Here is a 15,708-nt window from a genome sequence, read left to right on the forward strand (position 1 = left end):
CCGTCCCCACCGCCTTCGCGCTCTCATAAGACGGCCTGGCCGCCTACACCCCCGTCTTCGGCCGGACGGTAGATCTTTCGTTTTCGCTGCTCAGCGGCGGTCTCGTCGTTTTGTCTGGGTTTTCTCGGCTATGCCGTCCAAGACGGAAGCAATGACGAAGCGAAGTGATGACCATGCCGGAGACAGGCACCGAGGAACGCGCCGACGACAAGAGCCGTCCCGTCGAGGGACTCAAGGACGCCGGGCGGGAGTTCGTCCAGACGCTGATGGTGCGGACGCTGGAGAAGGCCAGCGGCAGGATCGAGGGGATGACCCGGCGGCTGAACGACGCCGCGGACGGCGATGGGGCCAGCAAGAAGGCGGCGGCGGCCGGCGCGGAGAAGCTCGCCAAGGGCGCGGGCCCGCTGAAGGCGGGCCTCGGCGCGGGCGTGGCAGGCGCGAAGGAGAAGGCGAAGGAGGCCGTCGGCGCGGGCGGCGGAAAGGGAGGAGGCGCCGGAAAGGCGAAGGTCACCAACATCGTCGAGCAGTTCGACGTGGGCCTGCCGCGGCGCGTCGCCTACGACCAGTGGACGCGGTTCACCGACTTTCCGAGCTTCACCAAGAAGGTGGAGAGCGTCGAGCAGGAGTCCGACGAGAAGGTCAATTGGCGGGCGCAGATCCTCTGGTCCCACCGCAGCTGGGAATCCACGATCACCGAGCAGGTTCCCGACGAGCGGATCGTCTGGACGTCCAAGGGCCCCCGCGGATATGTCGACGGCGCCGTGACCTTCCACGAGCTGGCGCCCACCATGACGCGGATCCTGCTGGTGGCCGAATACCACCCGGACGGATTCTTCGAGAAGACCGCGAACCTGTGGCGCGCCCAGGGCCGCCGCCTCCGCCTGGAATTCAAGAACGTCAAGCGCCACATGATGACGCAGACGCTCCTGAACCAGGAGGAGGTCGAGGGCTGGCGCGGTGAGATCCGCGACGGCGAAGTGGTCAAGACCCACGAGGAGGCCGTCAAGGAGGAGGAACAGGCGTCCGAAGGCCGGGCCGGAGAGCGCGGCCGGGCATAGACCCGCGTCCGCCGGTACGGCAATTCAAACGGAGCGAATATCGGGGGAGACGATGGGCGACGACGCGTCCGGCAAGCCGGAACCAGAACGCGAGCGGAACGCATCCGACGACAGGCCGGAAGGTCTCACCGGCAAGCCCCTGGCCCCCGAGAATCGGCCGCGTCCCAGCGAGGGGCCGGACGTCTATCTCGACGTCCCGCTGCTCAAGGTGGACGAGATCTCCCTTGAAGTCGAGAACCTGGAGGCGCACGTCTCGCTCGTCGCCCAAGTCCTCGACCTGCTCAGGTTGAACGTGGGCGCGGACGTGTTCCTCGGCAAGGTCAAGCTGGACATCAAAGGCGTCGAAGCGCAGGCGCAACTCGAAGTCCGCCTCGACAACGTGGCCGTCATCGTCGACCGCGTCCTGACCACGCTCGACCGAAACCCCGAGATCCTCCAGCACATCGGACGCGGCGTGGAGGCCGCGGCACGCGACATCGGCTCCGGCACGGGCACCGCGGTGGGCGAAGTCGGCAGGGGCGCGAAGGGCGCCGTCCAGGACGTGGGCCGGGGCGCAGGCGGAGCGGTCGAAAGCGTCGGCGAGGGCGCGGGCGGGGCGGTCCAAGACGTCGGCCGAGGCGCGGGCGGAGCCGTCCAAGACGTCGGCAAGGGCGCAGGCGGAGCCGTCCAGGACGTCGGCCAAGGCGCAGGTGGAGCGGTCGAGAACATCGGCAGGGGCGCGGGCGACGCCGTCCAAGACGTGGGCGCAGGCACCGGCCACGCAGCCGAGGGAGCCGGACGCGCAGCCGAGGGCGTGGGCGGAGCGGCCGAGAACGTCGGCGAAGGCACGAGCGACGCCGTCCAAGACGTGAGCGCGGGCACCGGACGCGCAGCCGAAGACACGGGCAAAAGCGCAGGCGAAGCAGTCAAGGACACCGGGAACGAGGACGACACAAAGGAAGCCAAGCCCAACTACCAGGAGAGCACGGACTTCCAGACCGCCTTGCACGGGACCGAGGAGTCCGTACGGGATCTCGGCCGGGCACTGCTCCGGATGTTCTCCCAGCAGCACCGCTCACCGGAAAAGGAGCCGAACAACCATGACTCATGACGGGCTCCCAGACGCAGAACGCCGCCGCACAGCCGACATCCTCTTCTCCGCCAAGGTGAAAGCCGAAGAACTCCGTTTCGACGTGGCCCCCGAAAGCTCGGTCGTATTCAGAGGCGACGCCAGCGACGACTCCACATCCGGCAGCAACCGCACCAACCTGCCGGACAAGATCCAGGAGAACACCACCTACCGCGACATCAAGATCCACTACGCCATAGCAGCAAAACTGGACGCCCCCGACCCACCCTGACTCGCGGACAACCCACACGGACGCGGGGTGTGGTGGGGCGGTTGTGGCGTGTTTAAGACACGAACCGTGGTGGCATGAGCGGCCATCTCATGGGTGTACGTGAAACGCCTGATTTACGGGGAGAAGCTCATGCACATCCGCACCAGAGGGCGCGCCGGTAAGGCCGGCGCGATGGCTGCTACAACGGCCTTCGCCGTGACCGCGTCGGTAATGGCCGGGGGGCTCGTCTCACCGGCGCAAGCGACTACACGGACGACGCCGTCCAAGGCGCCTGCGCAGGCGTCGCAGCTTCGAGGCGAATGGAAATCGCTGACCGACCGCCAGCCGGTGGACGGCGATGACGGCGGCGTCAGTGGCTATGCGCACCGCTACTGGTCCGGCGACGCCGACGACACCTGGGCGGAGGTCAACTTCAGGGCTCTCGGCGAGAAATGGGGCGTCGCCAACAGCACCGGCACGACGGCCTACTTCTTCGCGTGGGTCGACAACAAGATCTACTTCCAGTGGAAGCTCAAGCCCAACGAGCGCAAGACCTGGAGCCGCGGCTTCCGTGAGGGGCTCCCGGTCAAGATCCAGGTCTGCGTGAACAGCCGAGGCTGTGCCACGCAGGACAACCTCCGCACATAACCCGCGCCGCCGGTCTAGGGAGGACGTCCCGGAACGTCCTCCCTAGATTGGGCCTATGACGACGCTTGCCCAGCTTCGCAAGGCTGCCCTTTCCTATCCCGAGACCGCCGAGCACGTCATCGACTCCGGAAGTGTCACATTCACGGTGACGGAGAAGCGGTTCGCGTCGATGGGCAAGGACGCCGTGGTGGAGCTCCACCTGCCTGCGGTGGATGCCGACGAGGTCCTGGCCGCTCATCCCATTGGTGTCGATAGACTCCGGTTTGCGGACGGTTCACTCGGTTTCGAGTGTCGTAAGAGGGAACCCGGTGCGAATCCGGGACTGCCCCGCAGCGGTGAGTGGGAACGACCGCCGTCATCACGCACTGGGCCAGACGGCCTGGGAAGCGACGGTTAGTAGGACGCTTCTTCAGGGAAGCGATGCCCGCGAGTCCGAAGACCTGCCTCCGCCCGCGCACCGGCCGGTGCGCGGTGGTCTGCGGCCTCGCGGGAGGGTCAGCGGCGTACGTTCCATCGTGCGCTCCTCCCCGCGCGTCCGCCAATGGCACAGCGAGGGAAGCCGCCATGAAAACGACGATCCTGGGATATCCCCGAATCGGGGCGCGCCGGGAGCTGAAGTTCGCCACCGAGGACTTCTGGGCCGGACGCGCCGACGCAGACGCGCTCGCCAGGACGGGCGCCGAACTGCGCGCCGCCGTCTGGACGAGCCTGCGCGACGCCGGTCTGGACTCGGTCCCGTCCAACACGTTCTCCTTCTACGACCAGGTGCTCGACACGAGCGTGCTGGTCGACGCCGTCCCCGACCGGTACCGCCACCTGCACGGGTTCGACCGGTACTTCGCGATGGCGCGCGGGGTGCAGGACGTCCCGCCGCTGGAGATGACGAAGTGGTTCGACACGAACTACCACTACATCGTCCCGGAGCTGGGTCCGGACACGCGGTTCCGGCTGGCGGACGGTTCGGCGGCCAAGCCGCTGGTCGAGTACCGGGAGGCCAAGGCGCTCGGGATCGAGACGCGGCCGGTGCTCGTCGGGCCGCTCACCTACCTGCTGCTGGCCAAGCCGGCGGAGGACGCGCCGGACGAATTCCGGCCGCTCGATCTGCTCGACGGGCTCATCGATGTGTACGCGGAGGTGCTGGAACGGCTGGCGGGATCGGGAGCCGAATGGGTGCAGTTGGACGAGCCCGCCCTCGTCGCCGACCGCAGTGAGGAGGAGGTCGCGGCGCTTGCTCGTGCGTACGCGCGGCTGGGGCGGTTGACGAGCAGGCCGCGGCTGATGGTCGCCACGTACTTCGGCACGATCGGCGCGGACGCGCTGCGTGTCCTGGCCGGGAGCCGTGTCGAGGCGGTCGGCCTGGACTTCGCGGCCGGGCCGGACAACCTCGACGTCCTCGCGTCGGTCGGCGGGTTGCCGCGCAAGACGCTCGTCGCCGGTGTCGTGGACGGACGCAACGTATGGCGCGCCGACCAGCGCCGCGCGAAGGCCACGTGCGCGTCGCTGCTCGGCCTCGTGGATCAGGTCGTGGTGAGCACGTCGTGCTCGCTGCTGCACGTCCCGATCGATCTGGACGCCGAGGCTTCGCTCGACCCGGGCGTCCGGGAACGGCTCGCGTTCGCGCGGCAGAAGGTCGCGGAGGTCGTCGCGGTCGGGCAGGCGCTGCGCGAGGACGTCCCGCCGTCCGGCGCGGTCCCGGCCGAGGCTCCTGCGGCGACCGCGGGCGTCGACCGGGGTGTCCGCGCCCGGCTGGACTCGCTCGGCGACGGGACGGGACGCGGCGACCGCACCGCCCGGTTCGCCGCGCAGCGGGACGCGCTGGGCCTGCCCGCGCTGGCGACGACGACGATCGGCTCGTTCCCGCAGACCCCCGAGATCCGCCGGGCCCGCGCCGACCTCCGCGCCGGACGCCTCACCGCCGACGCCTACGAGCAGACGATGAAGGACGAGATCGCCCGCGTCATCGCGCTGCAGGAGGACCTCGGCCTGGACGTCCTCGTCCACGGCGAGCCCGAACGCAACGACATGGTGCAGTACTTCGCCGAGCAGCTCGACGGGTACGCCGCCACTGAGCACGGGTGGGTGCAGTCGTACGGGTCGCGGTACGTCCGGCCGCCGATCCTGCACAGCGACGTCGCGCGGCCTCGTCCGATGACGGTGGAGTGGGCGACGTACGCGCAGTCGCTGACGAGCAAGCCGGTCAAGGGCATGCTGACCGGTCCGGTGACGATGCTGGCCTGGTCGTTCGTGCGGGACGATCAGCCGCTCGCCGACACCGCCCGGCAGGTCGCGCTCGCGCTGCGGGACGAGATCGCCGACCTGGAGGCGGCCGGGATCCGCGTCATCCAGGTGGACGAGCCCGCGCTGCGCGAACTGCTGCCGCCGCGGGACGCCGACCGTCCGGCCTACATGGAGTGGGCCGTCGGCGCGTTCCGCCTCGCGACCTCGGGCGTCGCGGACACGACGCAGATCCACACGCACATGTGCTACTCCGAGTTCGGCGAGATCATCGGCGCGATCGGGGAGCTGGACGCCGACGTGACCAGCGTGGAGGCGGCCCGCTCGCACATGGAACTCGTCGCCGACCTGCGCGCGGCCGGGTACGAGAACGGCATCGGGCCGGGGGTGTACGACATCCACTCGCCGCGCGTCCCCGGCGCCGACGAGATCGAGGAGAACCTGCGGCGTGCGCTGCGGGCCGTCGACCCCGGACGCCTCTGGGTCAACCCCGACTGCGGCCTGAAGACCCGCGCCTACCCGGAGACGGAGGCGTCCCTGCGGAACCTGGTCACGGCGGCCCGCCGCGTCCGCGCCGACGTGACGGGCACACCCGCCTGACCCCGTCCGCCCCCAGCACGCCAGGCCGACCCCGCGGCACGCCCCGGGGTCGGCCTGGTGCTTATGCAGTGGGGATGGGTCAGGGGTTGCCTAGGGTGCGGGGGGCGGTTGATTCGTCGCCGAGGCTGAGGAGGAGCGTGCGCAGGGTGGCGGCTAGGTCGTCCTGCTGGTGCTGGTCGAGTGCGGCGAGGATGCGCCGTTCGTTGTCGACGTGGGCGGCGACGGCGCGGTCGATGAGGTCGCGGCCGGCGGGGGTTAGGGCGACGAGGACCGCACGTCGGTTGGACGGGTCGATGTCGCGCGTGATGTAGCCCTTGGCGACGAGCCGGTCGAGCCGGTTGGTGACGGCGCCCGAGGTCACCATCGAGGAGCGGGCCAGCATGCCGGCGGTCATCCCGTCGGGCGAGCCGGCGCGGCGAAGGGTGGCCAGGACGTCGAACTCGCCCCTCTCCAGCCCGAACTCGCTGAAGAGCGCCTTGAGCTCGCGCTCGACGAGCCGGGTCACCCGGGACAGGCGGCCGAGGACCCGCATGGGGGACGCGTCCAGGTCCGGCCGGGCGCGGGCCCACTGCTCCACGATGAGGTCGACGGCATCACGCTCCTGCTCCACCCCAACACCTCTCAACGTTTAACTATTTGACGCCAAGGTATCACCGGCGTACGGTCCTCAGCGTTGAACATTTCAGCGTTGAAAGGTCATGCCGTGCGACGTCCAAGAATCTTTGCCCTGCTCGCGCTCCCGCTCGTCCTGGCCGCCGCGTTGAGCGCGCCCGCCCACGCGTTGAGCGCGCCCGCCCAGGGCGCCGCCGAGCCGTACCCGACCACGATCCGGCTGCCGGACGGGTTCCAGCCCGAGGGCATCGCGACCGGGCCCGGCCCGTTCGCCTATGTCGGCTCCATGGCCGGCGGCTCGATCTACCGCGCCGACCTGCGCACCGGACGCGGCGCGATCATCAACCGCGGGTCAGGCGCCGGCACGCAGGCCCTCGGGATGAAGACCGACGCGCACGGACGGCTGTTCATCGCGGGCGGCACGGGCGGTGATGCGCGGGTCATCGACGCCCGCACCGGCGAGCCGCTGGCCTCCTACCGGCTGGCCACCGGCCCCTCGTTCGTCAACGACGTCATCCTCACGCAGGGCGCCGCCTGGATCACCGACTCCGTCAACCCGGTGCTCTACAAGCTGCCGCTGCACGGGGGACGGCTGCCGGCCGACGCCGTCCGGATCCCGCTCACCGGCGACCTCGTCTACCAGACGGGGCCCGGCAGCGCCGCCTTCAACGCCAACGGCATCACGCCCACCCCGGACGGACGGGGACTGATCGTCGTGCAGTCGAACACCGGCGGGCTGTTCCATGTGGACCCGGCGACCGGCGTGACCCGCCGGGTGGACCTGCACGGCGAGTCGCTCCCGGAAGGCGACGGGTTGCTGCTGCACGGCCGGACGTTGTACGCGGTGCAGAACCGGTTCAACACCGTGGCCGTCGTGCGGCTGAACGCGGCGGGCACCGAGGGCCGAGTCGTCCGGCGGGTGACGGACAGCCGGTTCGACCTGCCGACGACCATCGCCGCGTTCGGCTCCCGGCTCTACCTGCCGAACATCCAGTTCTTCAGCACGGAGCCGACCCCGCACGTCCCGTACAACGCCGTCGCCATTCCGCGTCCCTGAACGGCGGTCGCGACGGGTGTGTGCCGCATGGCCTGACCGCCGCTCTCCGGTGCGGTCAGGCTACGCGGCCCCCTCCTACTCCCGGTCGTCCAAAGCCTCGTAGAGCCGGACGACCTGCTCGCACACCTCCGTAATGTCGGAGACGGGGAGCTTTCCGGTCTCGCCGGAGCGTGCGCACCAGCGGAACGTCGCGGTCTCGCACCACACGGTCAGGTCGCCGGGACCGGTGAGCATGCTGACGCCGAGTTCGTCCTTGCGCCGGAGACGGTCGACGCCGCGCTGGACGAGGAGCGTCTCGAGGTTCCGCATCGCCTGCGGCCCGTCGACCTGCCGGGCGTGGCGGCGGCCGGGCACGGTGCGGAGGATGGGGAGCGCGAACCAGGTGGCCTTGCCGCGGACGGCCGGGGAGCTCAGCCGGGACCGGGACGGATGATGCCCCCACCGGCCGTCCGCCAGAATCCGGATGATCTCCAGGCCGCGGCCGTGCTCGTGCACGTCACCGGCCGTCTCGCGGCGGCGGCGCCACTGCCGGAGCGTGTCGAACGCCTTGACGACCAGCTCGTCGCGGCCCCGCTCGCCGCTCCGCTGGTACACCCACAGCTCGGCCCCCGGGAGCCCGTCGCCGGACGCGGACGTGGCGTGCTGCAGCACGTTGGTCGCCAGCTCGCTGACCATGATGGCGAGGTCGTGGACGTCCTGGACGGACAGCCCGAGCGCGGGAAGCAGCCCCTTGACCTGGGACCGCGCCACCGCGGCGATGGACTCGTCGCCCGGCAGGGGAAGGACGGCGCAGCCGCCGTCCTCCAGCCTCCAGGGAATCCCGCACACTGCCGCGGTCTTCGTCATGACGCCCACTCTCCGAGTTTCGCGGAGCCATCGGTGCGATCCAGACATTCGCGACATGAACCTCCGTGGTTCGCGACTCGCTATGTGTGAATCACAGATCCAAGCTTCGCACATTCCCGCGGCCGAAACCCGGTTCACGACAAAGGTTCCGCAACTGCAAATGAGACGTTCACCGATACGCCCGAAGGCGCCCAGAACAGTCCTGCCCGGAGTGATCGAAGCGTGTACCGGCGGACACGGGACGATTTGGCCTCCGAGATGTAGCGTGGACGGCGCCTGAGAGAGGGCCGCACACATGAAGATCCCCCAGGGGTGCAGCCCTGGGGGATCCGGTGTGTGCGGCCCGGCTTTCGGAGGGAGCCGGGCCGCGCCTCCGCCGGTCGGCGGTCATAGCCGCCGGTCAGCGCGCTAGCGGCCGGTCAGCGGTCGTAGCGGCCGGCGCGGACGTCGTCGAGGAACGAGGCGAACACCGACCGGGGGACCACGTGCGCCCCGGCCTCCGGCGTCTTGCTGTCACGCAGCCCGGTGGCCGTCTCGAGGTCGGCGACCTCGACGCAGCCCCCGTTGCTGCTCGCGCTCGCGGTGGCCTTGAACCACCGTGCCTGAGAGAGGTTCATGTCGCTTCTTCTCCAGGTAGGTCTTACTCCAGTGTCGCGATCAGTTTCTCCAGGTGCTCCGCGGTGTCGGCGGTGCTCAAGGCCGCCGCGCGGATCTGCTCGAAGATCTGGTCATAGGCCTCCACTTTGCCGGGGGTGTCGATCTCCTGGATGTCGGCGTCGTTCTCGAGGAAGACCACGGGCGGCTCGTCGCCGGGGAACCGGAAGATGTTGACCAGCGTCGACATGCCGGGGTGCAGGCCGTCCGACAGGCGGAGCAGCCGCAGCTCGACGTTCGGGCGCGCCGACGCGGTCAGCAGGTGGCGGAGCTGCGCGCGGCGATCGCCCACCTCGCCCCACTCGTACATCAGCGACGCCTCGGTGATCAGGGCGATGAGCTGCGGGGCCGTGCCGTCGGCACGGTCCAGGATCTGCTGGCGCCGCAGCCGCGCCCGCAGCGCCCGCTCGCGCCACTCCGGCGACTTCGTCCCGGACGTCAGCAGGGCCTGCATGTAGGGCAGCGTCTGCAGCAGGCCCGGCAGCACCAGCGGCATGATGACCCGGATGCTGGACGCGTCGCCCTCGTAGCCGGGGAACTCGTTCTCGAACACGTCCCCGTACTCGCGCCACCAGGCCCGCTGCCGTGCCCGCGCCGCGAGTTCCTCCAGTTCGTCGAGGTCGCTGCCGTCGTAGATGCGCGCCAGGTCGCGGATGTCGCTCAGCTCGGGCCGCACCCAGGTGTTGGCCTCGAACCGGCCGACCTTGCCCCGGCCCCAGTTCAGCCGGTCGCACACCTGGTTGGCCGTGTATCCCGCCTCGACGCGCAGGTCCCGCAGACGGCGTGCCAGCCCCCGCTTGGCGATGGTGGCCCCGTAAGCCTCGCTCAACGGAACCACCTCCCTTGACAGACGACCGCCATCAGCATACGCCTTCCGAATTTGTGAATCACAGATGCGGCGCCCGGTTTCAGGACGCCGCGTCGTCGAACTCGCCCTTCTTCACCCCGTCGAGGAAACAGGCCCACTCGTTCTCGTCGAACACCGAGATCAGCTCGCCGGACGTGCGCACCAGCGTCCATTCGCCGGCGAACGCCACCTCGATCGCGCCCTCGTCGTTTCCGGAGCGCTTCCATTCGAGGGCGTCCGGGTCGATGCCCAGCTCTTCTACGGTCGGCTTTCGCGTCATGCGCTCTTCCTCGCCACAGCACAGTATCCCCAGCGTGAGCCCTCACTGTCGGCCGCCTCGGGGTCCTCGGCGCCCCATTCTCCGAGGTAGCAGATCTCCGCCGGCGCGCCCTCGTACGGCGGGACGATCTCCAGCCCGGTGAAGAAGCGCTCGATCTCCGCGCGGGGCCGCGGGTAGGCGCCGCCGGACGACGACCTGGCGAACACCTTCTTGAGGTCGTCGATCGCGCCCTCGATCTGCCGGTCGCTGGTGACGGCGGACAGGGCGAGGTAGCTTCCCGGCGCCAGCCGGCCCATGTACTCCTGGATGAGGCCCCAGGGGTCGTCCTCGTCCGAGATGAAGTGGGTCACGGTCACCAGCAGCAGCGCCGCCGGCTCCGTGAAGTCGATCATCGCGCGGGTCTCCTCGTGCCCGAGCAGGGCGTCCGGGTCGCGGAAGTCGGCCGTGATGCAGGCCGTGCCCGGGACGTCCTTCAGCAGCGTCTTCGCGTGCATCTCGACCAGCGGGTCGAAGTCGGCGTACAGGATCCGCGCGTCGGGCGCGACCGCCTGCACCGCGTCGTGCGTGTTGTTGCCCGTCGGCAGGCCGGCGCCGACGTCGATGAACTGCCGGATGCCGTTCTCGGCGAGCCACCGCACGGAACGCTGCAGGAATCCGCGGTTGGCCCAGGCCGTGTCCACCATGTCGGGCATGGCCTGGCGGACCCTCTCCGCGGCCTCGCGGTCGACCTTGTAGTTGGCCGTGCCGCCGAGGATGTAGTCGTAGATGCGGGCCGGGCTGGGGACAGTGATGTCCACCCCGGGGGGAGCCTGCTCGATCTCGTCCACTGCTGCGCCTCCGTTGCCGCGATTTGTGATGCACGAATTATGAAACAGCTTCCCCACCCGGGCGATCGTTACCGCCACGAGAGGACGAAACGTACAACCCGCCTGGCCGGACGGGTCCATTCGCACGGCGAGGGGCGCGGGGGCGGCTTCCTAGCATGGCCGCGGAGCGTCATGGCGCGCGGATCGTGGCGAGCAGAGGCAGACCGTGGCGAGCAGAGGACGCGGCGAGCAGAGGGGGCGCGATGAGCGGCGGGACCGAGCTGCGGAACTTCATCGACGGCGAGTTCACCGCGCCGTCCGGCGGCGGGCGGATGGAGATCGTCGACCCGGTCGCCGGGGAGGTCTACGCGACGGCGCCGCGATCGGGCGCGGCCGACGTCGACCGGGCCTGCGCGGCGGCGCGGCGGGCGTTCGCCGGGTGGCGGCGGACGACCCCCGCCGAACGGATGGCCCACCTGCTCCGCATGGCGGACGCGATCGAACGCCACGCGGGCGACCTCATCGCGGTCGAGTGCCGCGACACCGGCAAGCCGCTGGCGCTGACCCTGCGCGAGGAGGTCGCGCCGATCGTCGACCAGCTCCGGTTCTTCGCGGGGGCGGCCCGGATGCTGGAAGGCAAGGCGACGGCGGAGTACGTGCGCGGGCACGAGTCGTCCGTCCGGCGGGAACCGGTGGGGGTCGTCGGGGCGATCGCGCCGTGGAACTACCCGGCGATGATGGCGGTCTGGAAGTTCGGTCCCGCGCTGGCGGCGGGGAACACGGTCGTGCTGAAGCCGTCCGACACGACCCCGGCCAGTGCCCTGTACCTGGCCGAGCTGTTCGCCGAGATCCTGCCGCCCGGGGTGTTCAACGTGGTGTGCGGCGACCGGGAGACGGGCGCGGCGCTGGCCGCGCATCCCGTTCCGGCGATGGTGTCGATCACCGGGAGCACTGCGGCGGGACGGGCCGTCGCCCGGTCCGCGGCGGACACCGTCAAGCGCGCGCATCTGGAACTCGGCGGCAACGCGCCCGTGCTGGTGTTCGGCGACGCCGACATCGAGGCGGCGGCCGGCGGCGTCGGGTTCGCGGGCTACTTCAACGCCGGACAGGACTGCACGGCCGCGACCCGGGTGATCGTGGCGGAGGAGGCGCACGACGCGTTCGTGGACGCCCTCGTCCGGCGAGCGCGTGCCGTCGGGTTCTCGCCCGATGAGGCGGACGTGGCGGACGAGCTTGACGAGGGCGCTCTCTACATCCCGCCGCTCAACAACCCTGACCAGCTCGCCCACGTCGGCGGGCTGGTCGCGCGGGCGCCGTCGCACGCGAAGGTGCTGGTCGGCGGCGAACCCGTCGGCCCCGGATACTTCTACCGGCCGACCGTCGTCGACGGGGTCGACGCGTCCGACGAGCTGAGCCGCACCGAGATCTTCGGGCCGGTCGTCACCGTGCAGACGTTCAGCGGCGAGGCGGACGCGATCCGGCAGGCCAACGACTCGCCGTACGGGCTGGCGTCCAGCGTGTGGACGCGCGACCACGCGCGGGCGCTGCGCGTCTCCGCCGCGATCGACGCCGGTCATGTCGGCGTCAACTGCCACCTGCCGCCCGTCCACGAGATGCCGCACGGCGGCGTCAAGCAGTCGGGCTACGGCAAGGATCTCTCGCTCTACTCCGTCGAGGAGTACACGCGCGTGAAGCACGTCCTGTCCGCGCTCGGCGAGGAGAACGGGTGACCCCTGACCCTGGAGGCCGCGAACCCATGAGGGACACACCCAAAGTCGGGCCAACCGACGCGACGAAGGTGCCCCGGTACGCCGAGCCCGGCACGTTCGCGCGGCTCCCGCGCACCGACCAGGTCGATCACGTGGACGTGGCGATCGTCGGGGTGCCGTTCGACACCGGCGTCTCCTACCGTCCGGGGGCGCGGTTCGGGCCGGGGCACGTCCGCGCGTCGTCGAAGCTGCTGCGGCCGTACCATCCGCCGCTGGACGTGGAGCCGTTCGGCGTCCAGCAGGTCGCCGACGCGGGCGACATCGGCGTGAACCCGTTCGACATCGAGGACGCGATCCGCACGATCGAGCGGCGGTCGGACGAGCTGCGCGCGGACGGCGCGAAGCTCCTGACGCTCGGCGGCGACCACACGATCGCGCTGCCGCTGCTCCGGTCGCTGCACCGCGACCACGGCCCGATCGCGGTCCTGCACTTCGACGCGCACCTGGACACCTGGGACACCTACTTCGGCGCCCCGTACACGCACGGCACGCCGTTCCGCCGCGCCGGCGAGGAGGGGCTGCTCGACCCCGAGCACTGCATGCACATCGGGATCCGCGGGCCGCTGTACTCGCGGGAGGACCTGGTGGACGACGGCGTGCTCGGGTTCCAGGTCGTCCGCGCCGACGACTACGAGACCGGCGGGATCGGTGCCGCCGTCGAGCGGATGCGGGCCCGGCTGGGCGACCGTCCGGTGTACGTGTCGGTCGACATCGACGTGCTGGACCCGGCGCACGCGCCGGGCACCGGTACCCCGGAGGCGGGCGGACTGACCAGCAGGGAGCTGCTCGGCACGCTGCGCGGCCTGGCCGGGACGAACCTGGTCGGCGCGGACGTCGTCGAGGTCGCGCCCGCCTACGACCATGCCGAAATCACCGGTATCGCCGCAGCTCACGTGGGGTACGAGCTGCTGAGCGTGCTCGCCGCCGGGCACCGACCGAAGGGGGACTGAGGCCCAGATGGAAGACGCCGTGCAAACCGCCAAGCCCGCGTTCGCGTGGTCGCCGCGGGGGTGGCCGTCGGAGACGGCGTACGCGACCCCGGACGCCGAGGAGGTGTGGTGCTACACCGACCGGTTCTGCTACTTTCCCGGCGAGACGGTCGCCTTCCATCTGAGCGCGAGCGTCCCGGCGTTCACCCTGGAGATCACCCGTGACGGCCTGAACCCGGAGACGGTGTGGCGGCGCGAGGACGTCACCGCCGGACGGTTCGAGGCGCCCGCCGACGCGTACGCGCAGGGGTGCGGCTGGCCCGCCGGTCTCAGGCTGGACGTTCCGGACGAGTGGCGTCCCGGGTTCTACATCGTGACCGTCCGGGCGGTGCTGAGCGACGGCGAGCTCTGGGAGCGCGAGCACTTCTTCGTGGTCAAGGCCGCTCCGGGACGGCGTCCGAAGGCGGCGCTCGTCCTCACCACGGGCACGATGCTGGCGTACAACGACTGGGGCGGCGCGAACCACTACCGGGGGCTCGGCGACGACCCGCGCGACGACGCCGGAAGCCCGCTGTCGTCCACGCGGCGGCCGATCGCGCGCGGGATGATCCGCAAACCGGCGGGCGCGCCGCGGGAGGCGAACCACCTCACGCTCCCGATGGGCGGCGCGCCGCGCTACGCGACCTACGAATGGGCGCGCCTGAACGGCTACAGCCGCCACCACGCCGACGCGTTCTGGGCGACGTACGAGCGGCTGTTCGTCCTGTGGGCCGAGCGGCACGGCTACGAACTCGACTACCTCACCCAGCATGACCTGCACGTGGACGAGACCGTCCTCGACGACTACCGGTGCGTGATCGTGGTGGGGCACGACGAGTACTGGAGCTGGGAGATGCGCGACGCCGTCGACCGCTTCGTGGACGGCGGCGGCGGCCTCGCCCGGTTCGGCGGCAACTACCAGTGGCAGGTCCGGCTGAGCGACGACCTGTCGACGCAGTTCTGCTACCGGCTGCCGTCCCTCGACCCCGACACCGCCCGGTCGCCGCGCACGGCCAGCACGATGTGGGAGGCCAAGTCCGTGGGACGGCCGGGGGCCGCCACGGTGGGGCTGAACGGGCTCGGCGGCGTCTACACCCGCTACGGGGTCGCCACGCCACGGTCGTCGGGCGGATTCACCGTTTACCGTCCGCACCACTGGGCGTTCGAGGGGACCGACTTGTACTACGGCGACCAGCTCGGCGCGGCCCCGTCCTTCCTGGCCGCGTTCGAGGTCGACTCGGTCGAGTACACGTTCCGCAGGGGGCTGCCGTACCCGACGTTCGAGGACGGCGCGCCCGAGACCCTGGAGATCCTCGCGATGACCCCGGCGGTGCGGGGCGAGGAGGACCGGTTCGGCGGGCGACTGCCGATGGGCGGGCCCGAGGAGGAGGTGTACGCCTACAACCGGGAGCTCGGCGACGACCTGCCCGACTACGTCCACGAGGGCGGGATGCGCGGCGCCGGGATGATCGCGGCGTTCACGCGCGGGCGCGGAGAGGTGTTCAACGGCGGTTCGACGGAATGGCCCTACGCGCTCCATGTGGGGGATCCGTTCGTCGACCGGATCGTCCGCAACGTCCTCGACCGGTTCCTCGCATGACGATCACCGATATCGTCCGGCTGTCGCCGGAGACGGGCGTGGCGACGGTGCCGCCCGTCGAGGAGTACGAGGTCCTCTCCGCCGAGTGGACGGAGACCGAATATCTCGCGTACGGCGGCCCTGCCAGGGAGTATTCGGGCGGGTATTGGACCGGGGAGCCGGGCGCGGTTCGTATCGACCCGTGGCCGTATGACGAGATCTGCGTGATTCTGAGCGGACGGGTCGCCGTCGTCGACCTCGACGGCGGCCGCGCGGAATTCGGCGCGGGCGACGCCTTCTTCATTCCGCAGGGATTCGCGGGCGACTGGGTGACCGTCGAACCCACGAGCAAGATTTTCGTCGCCGTCACCCGCTGAACTCGCATCGCCCGCTGAACGCGCTTGGACGCCCTGTTACTCGGCCATAACCG

The 15,708-nt window shown here is 70.5% G+C and carries 16 protein-coding genes and 1 riboswitch; of the genes, 10 read left to right on the forward strand and 6 right to left on the reverse strand.

All coding sequences use genetic code 11. The features are described 5' to 3' along the window. Positions 1 to 167: 167 nt before the first annotated feature. From E1287_RS04125 to metE, 5 genes are all read left to right on the forward strand, one after another. Positions 168 to 1,058 (forward strand): SRPBCC family protein, encoded by an 891-nt coding sequence (locus E1287_RS04125; protein WP_131963454.1) that lies wholly within the window; start codon positions 168 to 170, stop codon positions 1,056 to 1,058. A gap of 52 nt (positions 1,059 to 1,110) precedes the next feature. Next, positions 1,111 to 2,148, forward strand: coding sequence for a hypothetical protein (locus tag E1287_RS44575; RefSeq protein WP_207933997.1), 1,038 nt, complete (start codon positions 1,111 to 1,113; stop codon positions 2,146 to 2,148). Further along, entirely contained in the window at positions 2,138 to 2,398 is a 261-nt protein-coding gene (locus E1287_RS04135) for a hypothetical protein (protein ID WP_131963455.1), read from the forward strand. The genes E1287_RS44575 and E1287_RS04135 overlap by 11 nt, the downstream gene beginning before the upstream one ends. 93 nt (positions 2,399 to 2,491) lie before the next feature. Further along, complete coding sequence (locus E1287_RS04140; RefSeq protein WP_131963456.1) at positions 2,492 to 3,025, forward strand: hypothetical protein; 534 nt, start codon at positions 2,492 to 2,494, stop codon at positions 3,023 to 3,025. Positions 3,026 to 3,278: 253 nt separating this feature from the next. Further along, positions 3,279 to 3,488, forward strand: a riboswitch (cobalamin riboswitch). A gap of 101 nt (positions 3,489 to 3,589) precedes the next feature. Continuing rightward, entirely contained in the window at positions 3,590 to 5,860 is a 2,271-nt protein-coding gene (gene metE / locus E1287_RS04145) for a 5-methyltetrahydropteroyltriglutamate--homocysteine S-methyltransferase (RefSeq protein ID WP_131963457.1), read from the forward strand. Between the two features lie 79 nt (positions 5,861 to 5,939). Here metE and E1287_RS04150 read toward each other — a convergent pair whose 3' ends face one another. After that, positions 5,940 to 6,470, reverse strand: coding sequence for a MarR family transcriptional regulator (locus tag E1287_RS04150; protein WP_243718593.1), 531 nt, complete (start codon positions 6,468 to 6,470; stop codon positions 5,940 to 5,942). Between the two features lie 93 nt (positions 6,471 to 6,563). Here E1287_RS04150 and E1287_RS04155 point away from each other — a divergent pair, with 93 nt between their 5' ends. Next, a complete protein-coding gene (locus E1287_RS04155) occupies positions 6,564 to 7,529 on the forward strand; it encodes a superoxide dismutase (RefSeq protein ID WP_207933998.1) in 966 nt (321 codons plus the stop codon). Between the two features lie 75 nt (positions 7,530 to 7,604). Here E1287_RS04155 and E1287_RS04160 read toward each other — a convergent pair whose 3' ends face one another. The 5 genes from E1287_RS04160 to E1287_RS04180 form a co-directional block, all read right to left on the reverse strand. Beyond that, positions 7,605 to 8,375 (reverse strand): hypothetical protein, encoded by a 771-nt coding sequence (locus E1287_RS04160; RefSeq protein WP_131963458.1) that lies wholly within the window; start codon positions 8,373 to 8,375, stop codon positions 7,605 to 7,607. A gap of 419 nt (positions 8,376 to 8,794) precedes the next feature. Then, positions 8,795 to 8,992, reverse strand: a complete 198-nt coding sequence (locus E1287_RS04165) for a DUF397 domain-containing protein (RefSeq protein ID WP_131963459.1) — start codon at positions 8,990 to 8,992, stop codon at positions 8,795 to 8,797. A gap of 23 nt (positions 8,993 to 9,015) precedes the next feature. Next, on the reverse strand, positions 9,016 to 9,858 hold the full coding sequence (locus tag E1287_RS04170) for a helix-turn-helix transcriptional regulator (protein WP_131963460.1): 843 nt from the start codon (positions 9,856 to 9,858) through the stop codon (positions 9,016 to 9,018). A gap of 79 nt (positions 9,859 to 9,937) precedes the next feature. Then, positions 9,938 to 10,156, reverse strand: coding sequence for a DUF397 domain-containing protein (locus E1287_RS04175; RefSeq protein WP_131963461.1), 219 nt, complete (start codon positions 10,154 to 10,156; stop codon positions 9,938 to 9,940). Next, on the reverse strand, positions 10,153 to 10,983 hold the full coding sequence (locus E1287_RS04180) for an SAM-dependent methyltransferase (RefSeq protein WP_207933999.1): 831 nt from the start codon (positions 10,981 to 10,983) through the stop codon (positions 10,153 to 10,155). The genes E1287_RS04175 and E1287_RS04180 overlap by 4 nt, the downstream gene beginning before the upstream one ends. Before the next feature lie 242 nt (positions 10,984 to 11,225). On the opposite strand from E1287_RS04180, the gene E1287_RS04185 reads away from it, so the two are divergent. Genes E1287_RS04185 through E1287_RS04200 form a run of 4 tightly spaced genes read left to right on the forward strand, consistent with a single transcriptional unit; the run spans position 11,226 to position 15,655 of the window. Next, positions 11,226 to 12,692, forward strand: a complete 1,467-nt coding sequence (locus E1287_RS04185) for an aminobutyraldehyde dehydrogenase (RefSeq protein WP_131963463.1) — start codon at positions 11,226 to 11,228, stop codon at positions 12,690 to 12,692. Positions 12,693 to 12,718: 26 nt separating this feature from the next. After that, positions 12,719 to 13,681: an agmatinase gene (speB, locus tag E1287_RS04190; protein WP_131963464.1), complete on the forward strand. Its 963-nt coding sequence runs from the start codon at positions 12,719 to 12,721 to the stop codon at positions 13,679 to 13,681. Positions 13,682 to 13,688: 7 nt separating this feature from the next. Beyond that, positions 13,689 to 15,299 carry a N,N-dimethylformamidase beta subunit family domain-containing protein gene (locus E1287_RS04195; protein ID WP_131963465.1) on the forward strand — a complete coding sequence of 537 codons (1,611 nt, stop codon included), beginning with the start codon at positions 13,689 to 13,691 and terminating at the stop codon, positions 15,297 to 15,299. Next, the gene (locus tag E1287_RS04200) at positions 15,296 to 15,655 is read left to right on the forward strand and encodes a cupin domain-containing protein (RefSeq protein ID WP_131963466.1); all 360 of its coding nucleotides are present in this window, start codon (positions 15,296 to 15,298) and stop codon (positions 15,653 to 15,655) included. Before E1287_RS04195 ends, E1287_RS04200 begins: the two co-directional genes overlap by 4 nt. Positions 15,656 to 15,708: the final 53 nt, after the last annotated feature.

Source organism: Actinomadura sp. KC06 (assembly GCF_004348735.1).
In the GTDB taxonomy this organism is placed as follows: domain Bacteria; phylum Actinomycetota; class Actinomycetes; order Streptosporangiales; family Streptosporangiaceae; genus Spirillospora.